This window comes from Caballeronia sp. HLA56 (assembly GCF_054655155.1).
Genome location: NZ_BAAHOB010000002.1, coordinates 1,067,169 through 1,085,961, shown reverse-complemented (window position 1 = coordinate 1,085,961; position 18,793 = coordinate 1,067,169). Strand labels below are relative to the sequence as shown.

Annotated in this window: 17 protein-coding genes; 12 read left to right on the top strand and 5 right to left on the bottom strand. The window is 61.6% G+C overall.

Annotated features, from left to right (window positions below; all coding sequences use genetic code 11):
• Positions 1–94: 94 nt before the first annotated feature.
• Positions 95–544, bottom strand: coding sequence for a winged helix-turn-helix transcriptional regulator (locus ACYQ47_RS11325; protein ID WP_250494688.1), 450 nt, complete (start codon positions 542–544; stop codon positions 95–97).
• 139 nt (positions 545–683) lie between these two features.
• Between ACYQ47_RS11325 and ACYQ47_RS11320 the strand changes: the two genes are divergently transcribed.
• The 4 genes from ACYQ47_RS11320 (at position 684) to ACYQ47_RS11305 (ending at position 6,059) form a co-directional block, all read left to right on the top strand.
• On the top strand, positions 684–1,919 hold the full coding sequence (locus ACYQ47_RS11320; RefSeq protein ID WP_459905428.1) for an MFS transporter: 1,236 nt from the start codon (positions 684–686) through the stop codon (positions 1,917–1,919).
• A gap of 276 nt (positions 1,920–2,195) precedes the next feature.
• A complete protein-coding gene (locus ACYQ47_RS11315; protein WP_459905493.1) occupies positions 2,196–3,995 on the top strand; it encodes a serine hydrolase domain-containing protein in 1,800 nt (599 codons plus the stop codon).
• 400 nt (positions 3,996–4,395) lie between these two features.
• On the top strand, positions 4,396–5,136 hold the full coding sequence (locus ACYQ47_RS11310) for a DUF4118 domain-containing protein (protein ID WP_459905427.1): 741 nt from the start codon (positions 4,396–4,398) through the stop codon (positions 5,134–5,136).
• On the top strand, positions 5,133–6,059 hold the full coding sequence (locus tag ACYQ47_RS11305) for an alpha/beta hydrolase (protein ID WP_459905426.1): 927 nt from the start codon (positions 5,133–5,135) through the stop codon (positions 6,057–6,059). The genes ACYQ47_RS11310 and ACYQ47_RS11305 overlap by 4 nt, the downstream gene beginning before the upstream one ends.
• Positions 6,060–6,089: 30 nt before the next feature.
• Here ACYQ47_RS11305 and ACYQ47_RS11300 read toward each other — a convergent pair whose 3' ends face one another.
• The gene (locus tag ACYQ47_RS11300; protein ID WP_250494692.1) at positions 6,090–7,214 is read right to left on the bottom strand and encodes a VIT1/CCC1 transporter family protein; all 1,125 of its coding nucleotides are present in this window, start codon (positions 7,212–7,214) and stop codon (positions 6,090–6,092) included.
• A gap of 405 nt (positions 7,215–7,619) precedes the next feature.
• Between ACYQ47_RS11300 and ACYQ47_RS11295 the strand changes: the two genes are divergently transcribed.
• The 6 genes from ACYQ47_RS11295 to ACYQ47_RS11270 all read left to right on the top strand — a co-directional run bounded on the left by ACYQ47_RS11295 (position 7,620) and on the right by ACYQ47_RS11270 (position 14,624).
• Positions 7,620–9,104 carry a sensor histidine kinase gene (locus tag ACYQ47_RS11295; RefSeq protein WP_459905492.1) on the top strand — a complete coding sequence of 495 codons (1,485 nt, stop codon included), beginning with the start codon at positions 7,620–7,622 and terminating at the stop codon, positions 9,102–9,104.
• The gene (locus tag ACYQ47_RS11290; RefSeq protein ID WP_459905425.1) at positions 9,089–10,468 is read left to right on the top strand and encodes a sigma-54-dependent transcriptional regulator; all 1,380 of its coding nucleotides are present in this window, start codon (positions 9,089–9,091) and stop codon (positions 10,466–10,468) included. The genes ACYQ47_RS11295 and ACYQ47_RS11290 overlap by 16 nt, the downstream gene beginning before the upstream one ends.
• Before the next feature lie 150 nt (positions 10,469–10,618).
• A complete protein-coding gene (locus tag ACYQ47_RS11285) occupies positions 10,619–11,422 on the top strand; it encodes a hypothetical protein (RefSeq protein WP_459905424.1) in 804 nt (267 codons plus the stop codon).
• A 52-nt stretch (positions 11,423–11,474) separates the two neighbouring features.
• Positions 11,475–12,023 carry a hypothetical protein gene (locus ACYQ47_RS11280; protein ID WP_250494695.1) on the top strand — a complete coding sequence of 183 codons (549 nt, stop codon included), beginning with the start codon at positions 11,475–11,477 and terminating at the stop codon, positions 12,021–12,023.
• A gap of 112 nt (positions 12,024–12,135) precedes the next feature.
• Entirely contained in the window at positions 12,136–13,374 is a 1,239-nt protein-coding gene (locus ACYQ47_RS11275) for an MFS transporter (protein WP_459905423.1), read from the top strand.
• Positions 13,371–14,624, top strand: coding sequence for an arsenic transporter (locus tag ACYQ47_RS11270; protein ID WP_459905422.1), 1,254 nt, complete (start codon positions 13,371–13,373; stop codon positions 14,622–14,624). The genes ACYQ47_RS11275 and ACYQ47_RS11270 overlap by 4 nt, the downstream gene beginning before the upstream one ends.
• A gap of 109 nt (positions 14,625–14,733) precedes the next feature.
• On the opposite strand, the gene ACYQ47_RS11265 is transcribed toward ACYQ47_RS11270, so the two are convergent.
• Entirely contained in the window at positions 14,734–15,627 is an 894-nt protein-coding gene (locus ACYQ47_RS11265; protein ID WP_309845405.1) for a LysR family transcriptional regulator, read from the bottom strand.
• A 106-nt stretch (positions 15,628–15,733) separates the two neighbouring features.
• On the opposite strand from ACYQ47_RS11265, the gene ACYQ47_RS11260 reads away from it, so the two are divergent.
• Together ACYQ47_RS11260 and ACYQ47_RS11255 are read left to right on the top strand one after the other, a co-directional pair.
• Complete coding sequence (locus ACYQ47_RS11260) at positions 15,734–16,159, top strand: (R)-mandelonitrile lyase (RefSeq protein ID WP_244830502.1); 426 nt, start codon at positions 15,734–15,736, stop codon at positions 16,157–16,159.
• Positions 16,159–17,142 (top strand): aldo/keto reductase, encoded by a 984-nt coding sequence (locus ACYQ47_RS11255; RefSeq protein WP_459905491.1) that lies wholly within the window; start codon positions 16,159–16,161, stop codon positions 17,140–17,142. Before ACYQ47_RS11260 ends, ACYQ47_RS11255 begins: the two co-directional genes overlap by 1 nt.
• Before the next feature lie 12 nt (positions 17,143–17,154).
• Here ACYQ47_RS11255 and ACYQ47_RS11250 read toward each other — a convergent pair whose 3' ends face one another.
• Together ACYQ47_RS11250 and ACYQ47_RS11245 are read right to left on the bottom strand one after the other, a co-directional pair.
• A complete protein-coding gene (locus ACYQ47_RS11250) occupies positions 17,155–17,859 on the bottom strand; it encodes a hypothetical protein (RefSeq protein ID WP_459905421.1) in 705 nt (234 codons plus the stop codon).
• Positions 17,853–18,731: a LysR family transcriptional regulator gene (locus tag ACYQ47_RS11245; protein ID WP_459905420.1), complete on the bottom strand. Its 879-nt coding sequence runs from the start codon at positions 18,729–18,731 to the stop codon at positions 17,853–17,855. The genes ACYQ47_RS11250 and ACYQ47_RS11245 overlap by 7 nt, the downstream gene beginning before the upstream one ends.
• Positions 18,732–18,793 lie beyond the last annotated feature (62 nt).

Here is an 18,793-nt window from a genome sequence, read left to right as displayed (position 1 = left end):
GGCACCGCAGACGAATCCGTCGACGCGCGGAAGGCAACGAGTCAAACGGAGACCGTGCAATTGTTCTGAGTGCCTTTCACACCGAAAAAGATCGTCACACCGTGACTTTCTTAACGTATGTTCCACGCGCCGCGGGTGCGATACCGCTAGCCGTACGCAACGTCAGCTTAGCCACCGGCTTACCGCTCGCGCGATCGATTAGCTGCGAGTGCTTTTCGCCGCGTGCAAAAAGGTTGGCTTCACCCCATTGCCGCAACGTGACAATCACAGGGAACAGCGCTTCGCCCTTCGGCGTTAGCGCATATTCCTGATAAGCGGAGCCGTCCGACGCAGGGACCACTTCGAGCACGGCCGCATCGACGAGGAGTCGCAAGCGGTCCGTGAGAATATTGCGCGCGATCCCGAGACTTTCCTGAAACTCGCCGAAGCGCCGCACGCCGTCGAACGCATCGCGCACGATAAGCAGCGCCCATCGCTCGCCCACGATATCGAGTGCCCGTGCGACGGGACACGATGAATCCGCAAGACTTTTGCGCTGCGCCATTTGCATTTCTCCAGTCAAATCCGAACCGATATCTGTCTTAGCGACCCACCTCAACCAGTTGCATTTTAAAACAAGTTTCCCTAGACTGGATTCTAGTTGCATTGTGAAACTAGTTAAAGATATAAGGGCAGGGCGATCCATGAATGCCGGAAGCACACCGTGCGACGCGACAGAACAAAACGACAATCCCGCAGAAGATGCGCCTCGCTCACTGCCGTCCGTCCTCGTTTTGCTGCTCGCAGTGTGCTGCGCGGTGAGTGTCGCGAACGTCTACTACGCGCAGCCCCTGCTCGACGCCATTGCCGAAGACTTCCGCATTACGCAGGCAGCCGTTGGTGGCGTCATCACGGCAACGCAAGTTGGCTGCGCGCTGGCTTTGTTGCTGGTCGTACCGCTTGGCGATCTGCTTAACCGCAAGGTCTTGATGTGCATTCAGCTCGTCTTTCTCACGGCTGCTCTGGCCATGGTCGGCTTCGCGCATTCGCCGGCGATATTGCTCATCGGCATGGTCGGCGTCGGGATGCTCGGCACCGCGATGACGCAAGGATTGATCGCGTACGCGGCGACACTTGCGCATCAATCGGAACGCGGTCGCGTAGTTGGCGCCGCGCAAAGCGGCGTGGTAGTCGGGTTGCTCATGGCGCGTTGCTTCGCCGGCGTCATTACCGACCTTGCAGGATGGCGCTCGGTGTATTTCATATCGGGTCTATTGGCGGCCGTCATGCTGCTCGTGCTTTGGAACGCGGTGCCGACGGCGCGCATGAGCCCGCTCAAGCTGACCTACGCTCAACTGCTAAGGTCGATGTTCATGCTGCTTGCATCCGAGCGCGTGTTGCGGGTTCGTGGCGTGATCGGCCTTTTCATGTTCGCGGCGTTCAGTATTTTCTGGAGCGCGCTGGTCTTGCCGCTCAGCGCGCCGCCGCACTCGCTGTCGCATACACAGATCGGCGCGTTCGGGCTGGTCGGCGCAATCGGGGCGCTGGCCGCAGCGAGGGCAGGTTATCTGGCCGACCGAGGTCTCGGGCAGTGGACCACTGGCATCGCGCTGATCTGTCTTGTGACTTCATGGATACCCATAAGCCTCATGTCGCAGAGCATGATCGCGTTGATGGTGGGAATCGCGTTGCTCGACCTCGGCGGCCAGGCAGTACACGTGGTCAATCAAAGCATGATTTTGAGCGGCCAGACTGCGTCGCACGGGCGTCTCGTGGGCTGCTACATGCTTTTCTATTCGGCGGGGAGCGGTATCGGCGCGGCGGCGTCCACTTACGTGTATGCGCAAGCGGGCTGGATGGGTGTCTGCGTCCTCGGGTTCGCCGTAAGTGTGGCTGCGCTCGTTTTCTGGGCCGTTACGTTGCGTTCACAAAATCGTTAAGCGACGACTCATGCAAAGCCGCTTCGCAAGAAAGGCGAAGCGGCAAATGACGCTTGTCCAGGCGATGTCGACGGGAGACGAATACACCGCACCGAAGAGCAAAATTTTCGATGCTAAGAAGCCGTTAGGAAGGCTATAATTCGCCGCGCAAGGCAGAAACCGCACTACGTAGGCTCTGGATCAACAAGGAGAACCGCCGTGCTTCCATCTGACCGCAATAACGACAAACCTTCCAGCTCGGGACGCCGGCAGTTCCTCGGTTTCACCGGCGCAGGCATGCTAGCGACACTGCTGCCCGGTTGCGGCGGCGACGACAACCACGCCGCCTCCTACCCGCAGACCATTGCGATGGGCCAGCAGGCTATCCAGCAAGCCATCGGCAATACGGCGCAGCCCGTGGCCGCCATCTCGGTTGCCATGCTCAAGGGCAACGACGTCGTGTGGCAGCAGGCGTTCGGCGCATCGTCGGTGCCGAGCCAGACCCAGGCCACGACAGCGACGCGCTTCAATATCGGATCGGTTAGCAAGCTCTTTGCAGGGCTTGCCGCAACGATCCTCCAGGACCGTGGACTGATTACGCTCGATACTCCCATCGTCCGCTATCTGCCCACGTTCTCGATGCTTTCCCCCGAGTACACGCGAATCACGACACGCCATCTGCTGTCGCATTCGTCGGGTTTTCCCGGTACCAATTCGCGCAATCTCTTCACGTTCTCGCCGGTTCCCGGCTATGCGGCCGACACGCAGGCCGAGCTCGCCAACACTCATCTGAAGCATTTGCCGGGCGAGCTTGCGGTGTATTGCAACGACGGCTTCACGATGGTGGAGCAACTCGTCCTGGCAATGACCGGGCAAAGCTTCGCGAGCTTCGTCGAGGCGAACATTCTCGCGCCGCTGAAGATGACCAATTCGAGTTATCTGACAAGTGTGCCGACCGATGGCTCGTTCTCGTATCCCTATGTGAACGGCACGCAATATCAGGAGTTCGTCAACGCTTACGCGACGGGCGGGCTGAGTTCGACGCCCGGCGACATGATGAATCTCGCGCGGATGTTCCTCGGCGGCGGCGCGTTCGAGGGCAAGCAGATCGTGTCCGCGGCGGGCATCGCGCAGATGGGTACGGACCAGACAGCGGGGCTCCTGATCAATCCATCGCCGGAATGGCGTTGGGGTCTCGCATGGGATTCAGTCGTGCAACCGGGGCTAGCCGCTGCCGGCGTTCTCGGATGGGAAAAGGACGGCGGCACGGCCTTCTTCACTAGCGAGTTCTTCATCGTGCCGAAGGCGCAACTGGCGTTGATGGTGACCGGCAATACGGGCTACGACGCGCGCAAGCTTGCGGAGAGCATCGTGCTTTCGGCATTGAAAGAGGACGGAACCATCGCCGCGCTGCCGCCCACGGTCGGCGGCACGGCGCCTTCAGCGGCGACGGGTCCGGTTATCGCGGACACGGCCGGCATCTACGGCAACTCGGACTCGCCGGTTCAGGTGATCGCCAACGGCGACGGCAGTGTGCAACTCGACCAGTGGAATGGTGTGACGCGCACGTGGGGGCAGCTTGGCGCGGGCGCCTATCAGTACCGCAGCGACGGATGGTACTGGAGCAATAGCGATACGGCCTCATACCGTTTCGCGGTCGTCACCGGAACCGACGAGGACGGCACCCCATTCAGCTATCGTTATCTGATGAAACGCGTCGTCCCTGGCGCGGGCTATGCCTTCCTTACGTTACCCATCGGCCAGCAACTTGCCGCGCTCGCACCACTCGACGCCGCGTGGCAGCAACGCCTGGGCACGCAATGGCGCGTGACGAACGACTCGCCGACAGCGGTGCCAATAGTGGTCGACGGCAACGAGCCCGCGTATCTCACCAGCCTGCCCGAATTGCCGGGCTACGTGCTGTATGGCAATAGCGACCTTCGCTATCAACTCTTCGTGCCGCTTGCAGATGACCGCGGTGGCATGTCGGTTAAGGTGCCGGGCAACTTCGGCCGCGATCTCTACGAGATTCGCTTTGCATCGGCGAGCAACGCCACCACGCTGACCTTGGGCAGTTCGATTTACGCGCAGGTGTAACGCCCTCACGACGAAAGCCGTGTCGACGCCTCGCGCGTCGACACGCATCGGCACGTCTAGCAAACCCTCACGTTCACGTCAAAAGAACCACACGTCTGGTGCCTTGTCGCCATGCGTATGCGTAATGTAATCGATCACGCGAAACGGCTTGCTAAGGGTCGCCTAAGTATCCAAAGCTTAGTATGGCCTTAATCATCGCGATCTCAGTCAAGGCTCATCGAAGCGAAAGATGGTGCGCGTCGCGGCTGGCATGTGGTGTGGTTTGTCGGACGGAAAAGCGCGCAACGGGTGAGCATGAATGACGTATTCAGACGCCGAGACGCACCATCCAAAACTCCGTGGAGTACGAGTGTTAAACAACGCAAGGAGCTGGGCGCCCAGAGGCGCCTGGCGCTATGGAGTGGCACTGGTCGCCGCGCTTGCTGCCTTCGGTGCGCGAGAGTTGATGCACCCCGTGCTGGAAGCGCACATGCCTGCACTTTTCTTCACGGTCGCGGCGGTCCTCGTGGGGTTCTTTCTCGGTATTGGTCCTGCCATACTCGTGGTGGCCATTGGCGTGCCTATCGCGGACTATTTTTTCGTACCACCGTATGCCAACTTTGGATACTTCGACAAAGAGGACGTGATTCTTTTCGTTGCTTTCCCAACGGCTACGCTTCTTTTCCTCTGCATGATCGAGTGGCTTAGACGCACTCAACACGAAGCCAGACTTTTTGCCGAAGTCGCGCGGTCCCGACATCAAATGCTTTTACGGTCCGACAAGCGTAGAAGAAGCGCGGAGGCGTCGCATTTGATTTCAGACCGATTGCTTCGTCAGTTCACGGACGAAAGCGCCGATATCCTATACATAGGGAAGGTTGGATCGTCCTATGAGTACGTCAACGAATCGTTCGAAAAAGAACTTGCGCCGTTGGAAGGAGAATCGGCTTCATCGCGCCTAATGGCGACATTTTCCGAAAGCGACGCGTCTACGTTTGCCTCGGCCTTCGAACAATCGAGCGACGAGGTCACGAGAAGCTGGGTTGTCAGATTGCCTCGCCGTGATGTCATTGGTTCCGTTTTGACATGTCGCTTGGAGCGCTTTCCTACTTCGCACGGCGCGTATCTGATTTTGAAAGTTCCGCCCGAGTCTATTGAATGAGCGCTCAAAACCTATTGATGCAGGATATCGTCCACGCCGCAAGCAGCCGAAATCATGCTGTCTTATTGCTTCATGGCTTGAGAAGCACGCCGCAGGAAATGGGTTATGTGGCCCGGGCGCTCGTCAAACAAGGCTTTGCCGTGCATGTCCCATACCTGCCTGGGTATGGACTTGGAACCGAATGCGGCACGTCCGTCGAGTGGCGCGAGCAGGTCAGGGCGCATTATCGAAAACTCGCGGGCGCGTATGGCAGCGTGTCGGTAGGCGGTCTTTGCATTGGCGCCACATTGGCGCTTGCGCTCGCCATAGAGGAGCCTGAAATTCTTGCGCTGTCGTTACTCTCCGTCACGCTCGACTACGACGGCTGGACCATTCCCTGGTATCACTGGATGCTAGGCCTCGCCTATAAAACACCGATCCGGAACTTCTACAGCTTGCGTGAGCGCTCGCCCTTCGGTTTGAAGAACGAGGCGCTAAGGGCAAAAGTGGCAAAGAGCATGCTGCGTCGAGGGGATTCCGAAATCGGCGCCGCCACTTTATCGATGCACCATATCTTCGAAGCCAAAGCCCTGGCGAAATACGTAACCAAAAACATCGCAAAGATTAAAGCAGATTGCCTGCTGATTCACGCAATAGACGACGACATCTCCACCACCGCGAACGCCGATCTCGTGTATCGCGGTATCGGTTCGACACGTCGACGCAAGATTTTCCTCGACGACTGCTATCACATCATCACGATGGACAATGAACGCGATCTGGTTGCTCGCGAAACGCATTATTTTTTTGAAGAGGCGGCCAAGCTGAAGAACGATGGCTTGAATGCAGTCTCTGTCGCGCGAGCGCAAGGAACGCGGCGTCAGGCTACCCACTCGCTCGCGGAATCTGGCGTCTTCGCAAAGTGGTTTCGCCGCGACCTTTGACGTGACGGTAATGTCGAGCTCTTGCTTCCATCATGACACCGCCACTCCCAGTGCGTGCCCGATGCCGAACGTGAACGCGGCAGTAGCCAGTCCCACGACAACCTGGCGCATCGCCGAGAAGCTTGCGCTGCGGCCATTGAAGAGCGACGTGAACATGCCGATAGCCACCAGCGCCAGCACACTGAAGCCGATGCACTGAACAATGGCGGTTGTGCCGGACGTCCACAGAAACGGCATCGTGGGAAAAATAGCGCCGGCGGCGAACAGACAAAACGACACGGCCGCCGCGGACCAAGGGTTGCCACCGAGTTCAGCCGGGTCCAGACCCAGTTCCTCGCGCACGAGCACATCCAGCGCCTTGTCCTTGTCTTGCATGATCTGCGCGGCTACGCGCCTCGCTTCTTCCGCGCTCAGTCCTTTCGCCTTGTAGATGAGCGTCAACTCGTGTTCTTCCGATTCCGGGCTGTGCTCGAGTTCGTTCTCTTCCTTCGATACCTGCGCCTGCGCAAGCTCGCGTGCATTGGTCACCGAAAGCCATTCGCCCAGTGCCATCGAACAGGCGCCGGCAATCAATCCGGCAAGCGCGGTCAGCAGGATGGCCTTGTTGCCCGTGCCAGCGCCCGCCACACCCATGATCAGGCAGAAGTTCGAGACGAGGCCGTCGTTGGCGCCGAGCACGGCGGCGCGCAAGTCGTTGCCGGATGAAACGCCGCGATGCCACGACTCTCCTTGCGCGATGTCCGCGCCTTGCGACGCCGCGGGCATGCCCGAGTTCGCCATTGCCTGCACGACGCTCGCATGTCGTTGCTCGTCTTCCGACATGCGTGCGGTGTCCGGATTGCCCGCGTACTTGTTGCGGTCGGCAAACTCCGCAGCCGCAATCGACGGAAGCACGAAGCGCGGTCCGAGCAAATGGACGAGCGCTTGCATGAGATAAGTCTTGGCATTGAAACCGGAAGGCGCCTTTTTTCCGTTTGCCCTGAGTTTATCGGCCCACACGCGTGCATGCATTCGTTCGGATGCGGCGAGTTCGCTGAAGACTTCGCTCCGAGAGCGGTCTTGTTCCACGCGTGACAGCGTCTCGTAGATCGCGGCGCTGTGAAGTTCATCGGCGAGGTTTGCCCGAAATTTTCTGAGTTCTTGTGCGGAAGCCATGTCGTTTCCCATCGCGCGCACTTCTTGCCTTTCGCATCGCAGGCGCGCGAAAAATATTCAAGCGACTCTCATCTCAGATGAGAATAAAAACACTTCTAACTCTGCTCACGGTTTTGCGAGCCCAAATGCACAAACGGGCGACCAGCCTTTGAAGGATGGTCGCCCGAATGGGAAATCGAACTGCATGATCGATGGAACAAAGATGCGGTAAGCCTGTTACGTACAACGCTGCGTCATGCTTCGACGAAACACGTGCTGCGCTACCGTATCACGAAGTTGGGCGGGGTGCCGCGATAACGAAGGCATTCGACATCGTCATCCAATGCTTGAACAATCGCTTCCCGATCCAAGCTAGGCGAGATACTTGCTTACAAGAGCGCCAACCCATTCAGTCTCCCTATCTTGATGCCGCGACCGTCGTTCTCCGCTCAGCTCTTTGCGCTCTGGATACTCGTGGCGGTCCTCTGCGGGCTGCTCACGGCCGCCGTGTGGCTCATGCTTTCCTCGGCGCTCGGCGAGCGCGTCACCGCCGCGAAAAGCCAGGCAACCGCAGCCTGCACGGCGGTCGCATCGCGCTATGACTTGTCGATGCAACGTCCCGGCGAAACCAACCTCGATCTCATGCACGCGGTCCTCGACCTCGTGCTGATCCGCACCGATGGCATCGAAGGCGGCTTCTGGACCGCGGCTCCTGCAAAGGGCGCACCGAACGGCTTTCTTGCGTACGCCTTTCCCACGTACGAAGGCAGCGGCGTGAAGCGCGATGTCCCCGAGGCCGAAACGCCGCTCATTCTGCGAACGCTAAAAAACGCGGCGAGCGCGAGCCAGATGCAAGAGGATGTCGTGTCGAGCGGCGGCGATGCCGTGGTCGCCGTCGCGTGTCCCGTGCCGCGCCATACAGGCCTCTTTGCGTGGATGCTGACGCGCGCGCATCCACCGCTCGGGCCGTATGGAGAGCGTGCCGCGAGCATTCTCGCGGGCGTGCTTACCATCATCGTCGTGCTTGCGCTCTTTCTTGCGCTGGCCCTCAGGCGCTGGAAACGCAACCTCACGCGGCTCGAACAGGCGCTTGCGCCAGCGGGCGCGTTCGAGCAAGGCAAGCGGCTGGAACGGCTCGGCGAGCAGGACCTGGATCAGATCGTCGCGGCGCTCAATCGATACGTCGAACGCGCCGAGCGCCTGCAGCGCGAAGCGAACGCACTGAGCACACAACTCGCGCAGGCGGAGCGGTTCAGCACGCTGGGCAAGATGGCCGCGCAGATCGCGCACGAAATACGCAACCCCGCAGGCGCCATGCGTCTGAAAGCGGAAAACGCGCTTGCTGGCGACGCCACGCGCCGCGAAGCCGCGTTGAAGACGATCATCGAGCAGGTGGGCCGCATCGAATCACAGGTGACGAGCCTGCTTGCCCTGACGCAGCCCGTGACCATCGACGCGCGCGCGGTCGACCCGCACGTCTGGCTCGCGGAGATCGTGCAGTCGCATGAGTCGCGCGCGCAATGCCGGGACGTCTCCCTGCACGCGGAGGTCGAGACAGGCTCGACCCAGCCCGTCTTCGATCCCGCGCAACTGGCGCGCGCGCTCGACAACCTGGTGGTCAACGCGTTGCGGCATGCGCCGCGGGGCGGACACGTAACGGTGCGCGTGCATGGCGCACAATGTGCGCAGGGCAAACGTCTGCGAATCGAAGTCATCGACGATGGTTCCGGCGTGAACGTGGCCGAACGAGAGCGCATTTTCGAGCCGTTCGTGACGGGGCGCCCCGACGGCTCGGGGCTCGGTCTTGCCGTGGTTCGTGAGATTGCATCGGCGCATGGCGGGCGCGCCTATCTTGCGGAAGATTCCGACGTGACGCGCTTTGTGATCGATTTGCCATGGCGACCATACTGATCATCGACGATGACGACGCCTTCCGCGAAGGCCTCGCCGAAACCGTTCAGGACTTGGGTCATACGCCGCTCGAAGCGCGCTCCGGCGAGGCGGCGTTCGAGCGGCTGCGCGAGCACGACATCCCCGACTGCATCTTTCTCGACTTCCGGCTGCCCGGTGCGGACGGTCTCTCGGTTCTGGAATCGCTGCGCGAGAACGCAGACCTTCGACGCGTGCCTGTGGCAATGCTCACCGCGCACGCGACGAGCGACAACACCATCGGCGCAATGCGGCTCGGCGCGTTCGAGCATTTAACCAAGCCCGTCGGCCGCGACGAGATCGCCGCGTTGCTCGAACGCATGCTCGCCGCGCACGCCGATGCGCCCGCCGCCGCGCCGCCAGCCTTCGCCGACGAAGCGCGGTCGCGCGAGCCGCAATTGCTCGGCATCAGCGAAGCCATGCGCGACGTGCAAAAGCGTCTTGGCCGCGCGGCGGGCACGAGTTCGACCGTGCTCATCACCGGCGAAACGGGCACGGGCAAGGAAGTGGCGGCGCACGTGCTGCATCGCGCGTCGGCGCGCGCCGGGGGACCGTTCGTCGCCGTGAACTGTGCGGCGATTCCAGCGGATTTGCTCGAGAGCGAGCTCTTCGGGCATGGCAAGGGCGCGTTCACTGGCGCGCATGCACAACGGCGCGGGCGCTTCGAAGAGGCGCACGGCGGCACGCTGTTCCTCGATGAAGTGGGCGACATGCCACTTGCCATGCAGGCGAAGCTCTTGCGCGTGCTTCAGGAGCGCCAGGTCACGCCGCTCGGCGCGAATCAAACCATAGCCGTCGATGTGCGCATCGTGGCCGCGACGCATCGTGACCTTCCGGCCATGGTCGCGGCAGGAACGTTCCGTCAGGATTTGCTGTACCGGCTCGACGTGATTCCGCTGCATATGCCGCCTTTGCGTGAACGCGTCGCGGACATCTTGCCGCTCGCGGAGCACTTCCTCTCGACGCTCGCGGCATCGCCGGAAACGCGCAAGCATCTGTCATCCGATGCACAACGTCTGCTCGTCACCTTCGGCTGGCGCGGCAACGTCCGTGAACTCGCCAACGCCATGGAAAGGGCGAGCGCGCTTGCGCCCGGCGCGCTGCTCACGCGCGATGACTTCGCCTTTCTCTTCGATACCGCCGCCAGCGTCAACGACGCCATTCCCGCCAGTCTCGCCGAACTGCCGCTCAACGACGCGCTCGCGCAACTCGAACGGGCGCTGATCGTCCGCGCACTCGCACTCGCCGATGGTAATCGCGCAGAAGCCGCGCGCAGGCTCGGCATCAGCCGCCAGTCGCTCTATACGCGTCTGGCGAACGTCGACTCTTCCAATTCCGGCGACTGAGCAAACGGCGAGTGTCAAGCAACCGGACTGCGTGTGTCCGATTCCTTGACACCGTGGTCGCGTGACATGGCGTCGCCCATAGGCTGCAAGGGGTCGAGGCTCATGGCATAGGGCTTGCAAAAGACTGCGCACCTAGTGGAGGAGTGAGTCATGCAATCGACCTCGAAGTATCCCATTCAACTCAACGCTGTTCGCGTGTTCGGCGCGGCGGCTTGTGCCGCTTTGCTCGTGACCAGCACGGGCTGCGTTGCTCAGACGCAAGCCGCGGCAACACCCGTTGCGCCACCGGCAGCGGCGCCCGTCGTACCGCCGCCGATTGCCGCCGCGCCCGCACCGACTGCCATGCCCGCGCCGCCGCCTGGTCAGGCTCCGCTCGAATCAGCCGACGCCAGCACGGCAGTGGAAACACGGGCCACGGTGGCCCGCTTCCTCACCAATCCGGATGGCGACGTCGACGGCTTTCTCACCGACGACGGCGCGCTCGTGCGCTTTCCGCCGCACATGAGCGCGCAGCTCGTCTCCGCGATGCGTCCCGGCGACAGCGTGCAAATCAGCGGCTTGCGCGATGCGGGCGGCAATCTCAAGGCACAACGCATCGCGGATTCGAGAAGCGGCCAGCAACTCTTCGATACGCCGCCGCTTCCGGGCGCGCAACCCAGGCCGCGTGAATTGCGTGGCGCGGGGCTCGCGCATCTGAGCGCACAGGGGCAAGTGGCCCATGTCACGACCGCTCCGCGCGGCGAACCGGACGGCGTGATTCTCGCGGATGGCACCGTCATCAAGCTCACGCCTCCGGTCGCGCAGCAGTTTCCGAGTCTTGTCCACACGGGCGCGAAGGTATCCGCGCAAGGCTACGGCACGCGCAATCAGTACGGCACCGCGCTTCAGGCAACGGCATTCGGCGCACCGGGAAAACTCACGCGGCTTTATGACCCCGCTCCGGCCAACCCTTGAAGCTGCCGGTTACAAGCGAACTTTCATCGACATCTGAACGAGGAATCAAAACATGCATTGGATCGACCCTGACAGCCTTCCCGAAACGCGTGGCACCGTGACGCGCTTCCTTCTGAATCCGCACGGCGAACTGGATGGCTTCGTGCTCGGCGCCCGTCATGCGCGGCAGGTTCATTTTCCGCCTCATCTGTCGCGCCAGATCGCGCGGCAAATCGCCGTGGGCGATGAAGTCGGCGTGCGTGGCGTGAAGCCGCGCGGCGCGGACATGATTGCGGCGGTCGCGCTCGTGACGAAGACGGGCAAGGTCATTCTCGACGAAGGCCCGCATCACGATGGCAAGCCGCATGAGAAGCCGCACGTCGAGCGCGAGCCGATCGACGCGAGCGGTGAAGTCGTGCTCTCGCTCTTCGGTCCGAAGGGCGAGTTGCGCGGCGCATTGCTCGACGATGGCACGTCGCTGCGCATGCCGCCGCATGCCGCCGCCGAACTGGTCGCGTATCTGACTCCGGGCGCGCATGTCCAGGCGTGGGGGCATGGCGTCAAGAATCGTCATGGCTGCACGATCGAAGTGGACGAGATCGCCGAACTGATCGACGCGTAAAGCAAGCACGACGAGGAGAGCGACATGCTGAGTTGGGTGCATTTCGGGGATCTGCACGCTTCATTCGACGATGATTACCAAAGCCTGAACCACCTGAAGAGGTGATCGCCCAATGAATCCTCTCTACGCGCTGGAAGGCCTGAACTTCTTCATGGCCGATGTGCAAGCCGGCATCGGACCATTTCTCGGGGTCTTTTTGCAGGCTCAGGGCTGGCATACGGATGCTATCGGAACCGTGATGACGCTCGGCGGCATTGCGGGGATGCTCGCGACCTCGCCAGCGGGCGCACTCGTCGATGCCACGCGTTACAAGCGCGGCCTGATCGTCGTGGCAGGCGTGATGACGACGCTCGCCTCGCTCGTGCTATGGGTATCGCACGATTACTGGATGGTCGCCGCCTCGCAGATCCTCACGGCGGTGACAGGCGCGGCGCTCGGTCCGGCGGTGGCTGGCGTCACGCTCGGCATGGTGCGCGAACGCGGTTTCGACCGGCAGTTCGGGCGCAACCAGGTGGCCAATCACGCAGGCAATGTCGTGGCTGCGGCGCTTTCTGGGTGGCTCGGCTGGCGTTTCGGCTTCGGCGCGGTGTTCGTGCTCGCGGGCTTGTTCGGCGCGATGACCGTGATCTCCACGCTTCTGATCCGGCGAGATTCGATCGATCACGATAGTGCGCGCGGGCTCGGCGCTTCGTCCTCGAAGGAGCGCGAACACGAGCACGCAAGCGGCTTTCGCATGCTGCTCACGTGCAAGCCGTTGCTGCTGCTTGCCGCTTCACTCGCGATGTTCCACCTCGGCAATGCGGCGATGTTGCCGCTCTATGGCCTTGCCGTCGTCGCGGCACACAAGGGCGATCCAAGCGCCTTTACCGCGCAAACCATCGTCATCGCGCAACTCGTGATGGTGGCCGCCGCGTTTTTCGCAAGCCGGATCATCCAACGTATCGGTTACTGGGGCGTGATTTTCATCACCTTTCTTGCACTGCCGCTGCGCGGTCTGGTCGCGGCGATGTTCATCAACGCCTGGGGCGTGTGGCCCGTGCAGGCGCTGGACGGCATTGGCGCGGGGCTGCAAAGCGTGGCCGTTCCCGCGCTCGTCGTGCGCTTGCTGCAAGGCACGGGGCGCGTGAATGTCGGGCAGGGCGTGGTGATGACCGTGCAGGGAATCGGCGCGGCGCTCAGTCCGGCGCTCGGCGGCATGCTGGCGCAGCACTTCGGCTATAAGGTTGCGTTTCTCGTACTCGGAGCCGTGTCTATCGGCTCGCTCTTGTTGTGGCTATTCTTCGGCAGCGCGCTCAAGAAGGCATGCGGCATCCATCGCGATTCTGCCAACGAACCCTCTCTCGCTACATGAATCCGATTTTTCTCTCCTGGGGCATCGGGCTTGCCGCGACTGCCGGCGTCATCCTGCGTCCCTTCAAATGGCCCGAGGCGATCTGGGCGGTCACGGGCGCCGTGTTGCTCGTCGCGCTCGGGTTGCTACCGCTGAATCTCGCGTGGCAGGCGATAGGCAAGGGAAGCGACGTCTACCTGTTTCTCATCGGCATGATGCTGCTGTCGGAACTCGGCAGGCGCGAAGGCCTGTTCGACTGGATCGCGGTGCTTGCCGTAAACCATGCCAAGGGCTCGCCCCGAAAGCTCTTTTTGCTCGTGTATCTCGTCGGTGTCGTGGTGACGACGTTCCTTTCGAACGATGCCGCCGCCGTCGTGCTCACGCCCGCTGTTTTCGCGGCGGCGAGGAAGGCGCATACGAAGCCGTTGCCGCTCTTGTACGTGTGCGCGTTCATCGCCAACGCGGCGAGCTTCGTGTTGCCGATTTCGAACCCGGCGAATCTCGTGCTTTACGCGAATCACACGCCCGCGCTGGGCTCGTGGATTGCGCGATTTGCCTTGCCTTCGGTGTTGTCGATCGTTGCGACGTATTTCATGCTGCGCTGGACGCAGCGCGACGAACTCGCTGACTCGTGTGCTCGCGATCTGAACGTCGAACCGCTCAGCGCGAACGGCAAAGTGACGCTCGCGGGCATCGGCGTCACGGCGGTGGCTCTGCTCACCGTCTCCGCGTTCGACATGCAACTTGGCCTGCCCACCGCGATCCTCGGCGTCGGCACCGCTTTGGTGGTGCTCGTGAAAGAACGTCAATCTCCGGTCGAGCTGATGAGCGAGATATCGTGGAGCGTGCTGCCGCTCGTGGCTGGCCTCTTCGTGCTCGTGGAGATGCTGGCGCATACGGGCGTCGTCGCGGCGCTTTCGCAATTGCTGGCGCTCGCGTCGCAGCAGAATCAGACCGTGACGGCGGCGGTGTCGGGCGTGGTCATCGCGCTCGGCAGCAACGCCATCAACAACTTGCCAGCGGGTCTCATTGCAAGCGCGACCGTGCTGCAAGCACATAGCCCCGAACGCGTGATCGATGCGTTGCTGATCGGCGTGGACCTCGGTCCCAATCTCTCGATCACCGGTTCGCTGGCGACTATTCTCTGGCTCTCGTCCATCCGGCGCGAAGGCGAGGAAGTGAGCTTCATGCAGTTCCTGAAGGTCGGTGCGATCGTCATGCTGCCTGCGCTCTTGTTAAGCCTCGGCGCGCGGCTTTTAGCCGGAAATTGAGCTCAGGCATTCGGAGACAAACAATGAGCAGCGCGTGGCTAGTCACGCTCCGCACGAGCAGCCGCTCAACCTCGACTGACCGAGTTCGGGCACACGGGTCGCCGCGAACCTATACGCCGCGACGCAGCGCATCGGCAACGACGACGAACGCAGGAGTCGGCTGACGTCGGCTGGGATAGTAAAGATGAAAACCTGAAAACGACGGGCACCAGTCAGGCAGCACCCGCAAGAGCGCACCGCTTTCGATCTGCGATAAGACCCGCTGTTCGGGCACGAAGGCGAGGCCCACTCCCGCAAGCGCGGCTTTCACGGCCATCGTCGCGCTATTGAAGACGAGTTGTCCCTCCACGCGCACGTTCAACTCGCGTCCGCCTTTCTTGAACTCCCACGCATAAATGCCGCCGGCCGTCGGCAGCCGGATGTTGATGCAGTTATGCGCCGTCAGGTCTCGCGGCGTCTTCGGCTTCGGATGCGCGGCGAAATAGTCGCGCGTGCCGACCACGGCCATGCGCACGTCGGGACCGATGCGCACCGCAACCATGTCCTTGGCCACTTGCTCGCCGAGCCGCACGCCCGCATCGAGCCTCTGTTCGACGACATCCGTGAGTCCGTTGTCGATGAAGAGCTCGATCGTGATGTCCGGATAGTCGGGCAAAAGCCGTTCTATCACCGGCCATAGCAGCATTTCCGCCGCGTGTTCTCCAGCAGCGATGCGCACGGTGCCCGCCGGCGTATCCCGCAATGCGGTGAGCGCGCTTAGTTCGGCCTCGATCTCATCGAGCCTAGGGCCGACCGACTGGATCAGCCGTTCGCCAGCTTGAGTCGGCGATATATTGCGTGTCGTTCTGGTCAGGAGGCGAAGGCCCAGCCGTGCTTCGAGATTGCGCACCGTCTGACTCAGCGCAGACTGCGAAACGCCAAGCTTCGCGGCCGCCTTCGTGAAGCTGCCCTCGCGGGCGACAGCGAGAAACGCGGTGATATCGGACAGATCGGAACGTGCCATGATGATTTATAAGCCTGGCTTCTAACTTCATGCCGATTTTAGCTCTTTATCGCAGGAAGTCGCGTTGCTACATTGAACGTCGAGACAACTATTGCAAGGAACGCACATGCGGATCATCGAATGCGGCTCGCAGTCCTCGGCGACGGGCCCAGCTGAATATTTCACCGGAACGGTGAGGATCGACGCGCCGTTTGCGGGCGACGAACCCGCGCGCATCGGCGGCGCAACGGTGACGTTCGAACCAGGCGCGCGCACCGCGTGGCACACGCATCCGCTGGGTCAGACGCTGATCGTGATCGCGGGCCGCGGTTGGGTGCAGCGCGATGGCGGACCATTGGAGGACATCAGAGCGGGCGACATCGTCTGGATTGCGCCCGGAGAGAAGCACTGGCACGGCGCGACCGCCACCACGGCAATGACGCATATCGCCATTGCCGAGAAGCTCGACGGCAGTCCCGTCGACTGGATGGAAAAGGTCACGGACGAGCAGTATCGCGGCGGCGTGCCGGCAAACGACGAAGGAGTCGCATGATGAACCGACGTATTCTCGGGAAGAGTGGTCTCGAAGTATCGGCAATCGGCCTTGGCTGCATGGGACTGAGCTTTGCCTACGGCCCTGCAACGGAGAAGGCCGATGCGATCGAACTCATCCGCTCTGCCTTCGAGCAAGGCGTGACTTTCTTCGATACAGCCGAAGCCTATGCGCAAGGCGCGAACGAAACACTGCTAGGCGAGGCACTTGCGCCGTTCCGCGATCAAGTCGTGATTGCAACGAAGTTCGGTTTCGAGGGCGGCGACGTGCAGAAGGGCGTCAACAGCAAGCCGGACAACATTCGCGCGGTGACGGACGCGGCGCTCAAGCGGTTGCGCACGGATCGCATCGACTTGCTTTATCAGCATCGCGTCGACCCCGAGGTGCCAATGGAAGACGTCGCGGGCGCCGTGAAGGAGCTGATTCAGGAAGGCAAGGTCAGACATTTCGGCATGTCGGAAGCGGGCGTCGAGTCCATTCGCCGTGCGCACGCCGTGCAACCGGTTGCGGCTTTGCAAAGCGAATATTCGCTATGGTGGCGTGAGCCCGAGAAAGAAATCCTGCCGCTGCTCGAAGAACTCGGAATTGGCTTTGTGCCGTTCAGTCCGCTCGGCAAGGGTTTTTTGACGGGCGCAATCGACGCGAGCACTGGTTTCGATCAAACCGATTTTCGCAATGTCGTCCCGCGTTTCTCGGAAGAAAATCGCAAGGCAAATCAGGCGCTGGTCGACGTGGTCAAGCAGATCGCCACGAGTCTGAACGCGACGCCCGCGCAAGTCGCGCTCGCGTGGCTGCTCGCGCAAAAGCCGTGGATCGTGCCGATTCCCGGCACGACGAAGCTGCATCGACTGAAGGAAAACATCGGTGGCGCTTCCATTGAGTTGACGGCGGACAATCTGCGCGATATCGATACGCGGCTCGCGAATATCATCGTACAGGGTGAACGCTATCCCGCACATTTGCAGGCGCGTGTCGGCAAATGAATCGCCTGCCGATCAGCCAAGCCGATGCCATCGACCCGTCTCCGGGCACACATCGGCTGGCGCGCCTTCAAACCACACTTGCTCGTCATCCAATTGCGACGAGCTCGCGCCATCCACATCGAACTCCACTTGCAGTGCTTGTGCCACGCAGGCGTTTTCGATCGGAAGTTCCCAGCTCAGGAACACTTGAACGTAGTCCTCGTTGGGCGCGAAGTCGGACACGTTGAAGCTTTCGCTATCGCGTTGAATGACGCCATGAGGCTGGCCCGTATCGAAGATCATGGCGGTTCCACGTGTCAACGGAATGCGATGACTCGCAGCGGGGAAATGCACGTCCAGACCCTTGTCTTCGCTCAGAAAGAGATTGCAAAAGGCCGCGCCGCCATATTGCGCTCCGTCATGATGGTATCTCGCGCCACGACAGGCCATGAGCGCTATGTCGCTGGCGGCGAGCACGCCGGGTAGTCCGAGCGCGTTCGTCCAGTCGACGATAGCTCGCACGCAGTGCTTGTAGTCCGTCCAGCGCGCGCGAGTTCGCGCCAATGGCATGACCTCGACATCGCCGGGTTCGAGAACGAGCCGCGACATCGCTTCTCTCTGCCAATCGGCGATGAGACTTGCAGGCGGCTCGGGCAAGTCGAGTGTGGTCGACAAAACGATGTCGCTCACGCGTCGGCTGCGGATGGCATCGCCGCTATGAAAAAAGGAAGTCAGCATGTCTCGAACGGGAAGGCGACATCCTCGCGCATCGACTCGCGCACGCACGTTGCAAACGCCAGCGCGGCAGGCTGGATCGATTGCGGCAATTGCAGACAGATGGCGAATGGCGGAAGGGCAGGCAAGCTGGACTCATGAAGCGCAAGCCTTTCGAGGTCGCTGGGTACGGTAAAGGCGAGCCATGCGGTGATCGCAAGGCCCGCCCGCACGGTGGCTGCGGTCGCCTCGATGTTGCCGCTCTCGAACACCGTGCGCCAGGCGATGCCTTCGTCCGCCAGCGCGCGCAGCACCATCGGACGGAAGGCGCAGCGTTCGTCGACCATCGACAGCGGCAATGGGCGCTTGCGCCACGTGTCACTGCCGCGGCCCGTCACCCACACGAGCGGCTCGATGCGGATCACTTCGCCTTCGGCCTCGCTCGCAACGTATTCGACGAGCGACACATCCACCAGACCGCTGTTCAACGCGTTGCGCAGTTCGCGTGATGAGCCGCATACCAGCGAAATTTCCACGTGCGGATGAGCATCGGCGAACGATTTCATCGCGGGCGCGAGCGCGGTGACGAGGTCGTAGGGCACGCCAACGCGAAGGCTGCCGCTTAACGACTGCCCGGTCATGTCGGACCAAATATCGTCGTTGAGCCGCATCAACTGGCGCGCCTTCACGAGGAACTGTTCACCCTTGCGTGAGAGTTCGAGCTTGCGCGTCTTGCGCACGAACAATAGGCAGTCGAGCAGTTCTTCAAGCCGTTTGACTTGCTGGCTGATGGCGCCTTGCGTCATGTGCAGCCGATTCGCGGCAACCGTCATGCTGCCGCTGTCGGCCACGGTAACGAAGGTGCGGATGAGATCGAGATCGAAGTTTCGAGGCATCGACGCATTATGCATCGTAATGCGTGCCATCAAGATTTTTGGTTTTGCTGATGCGTGGACGA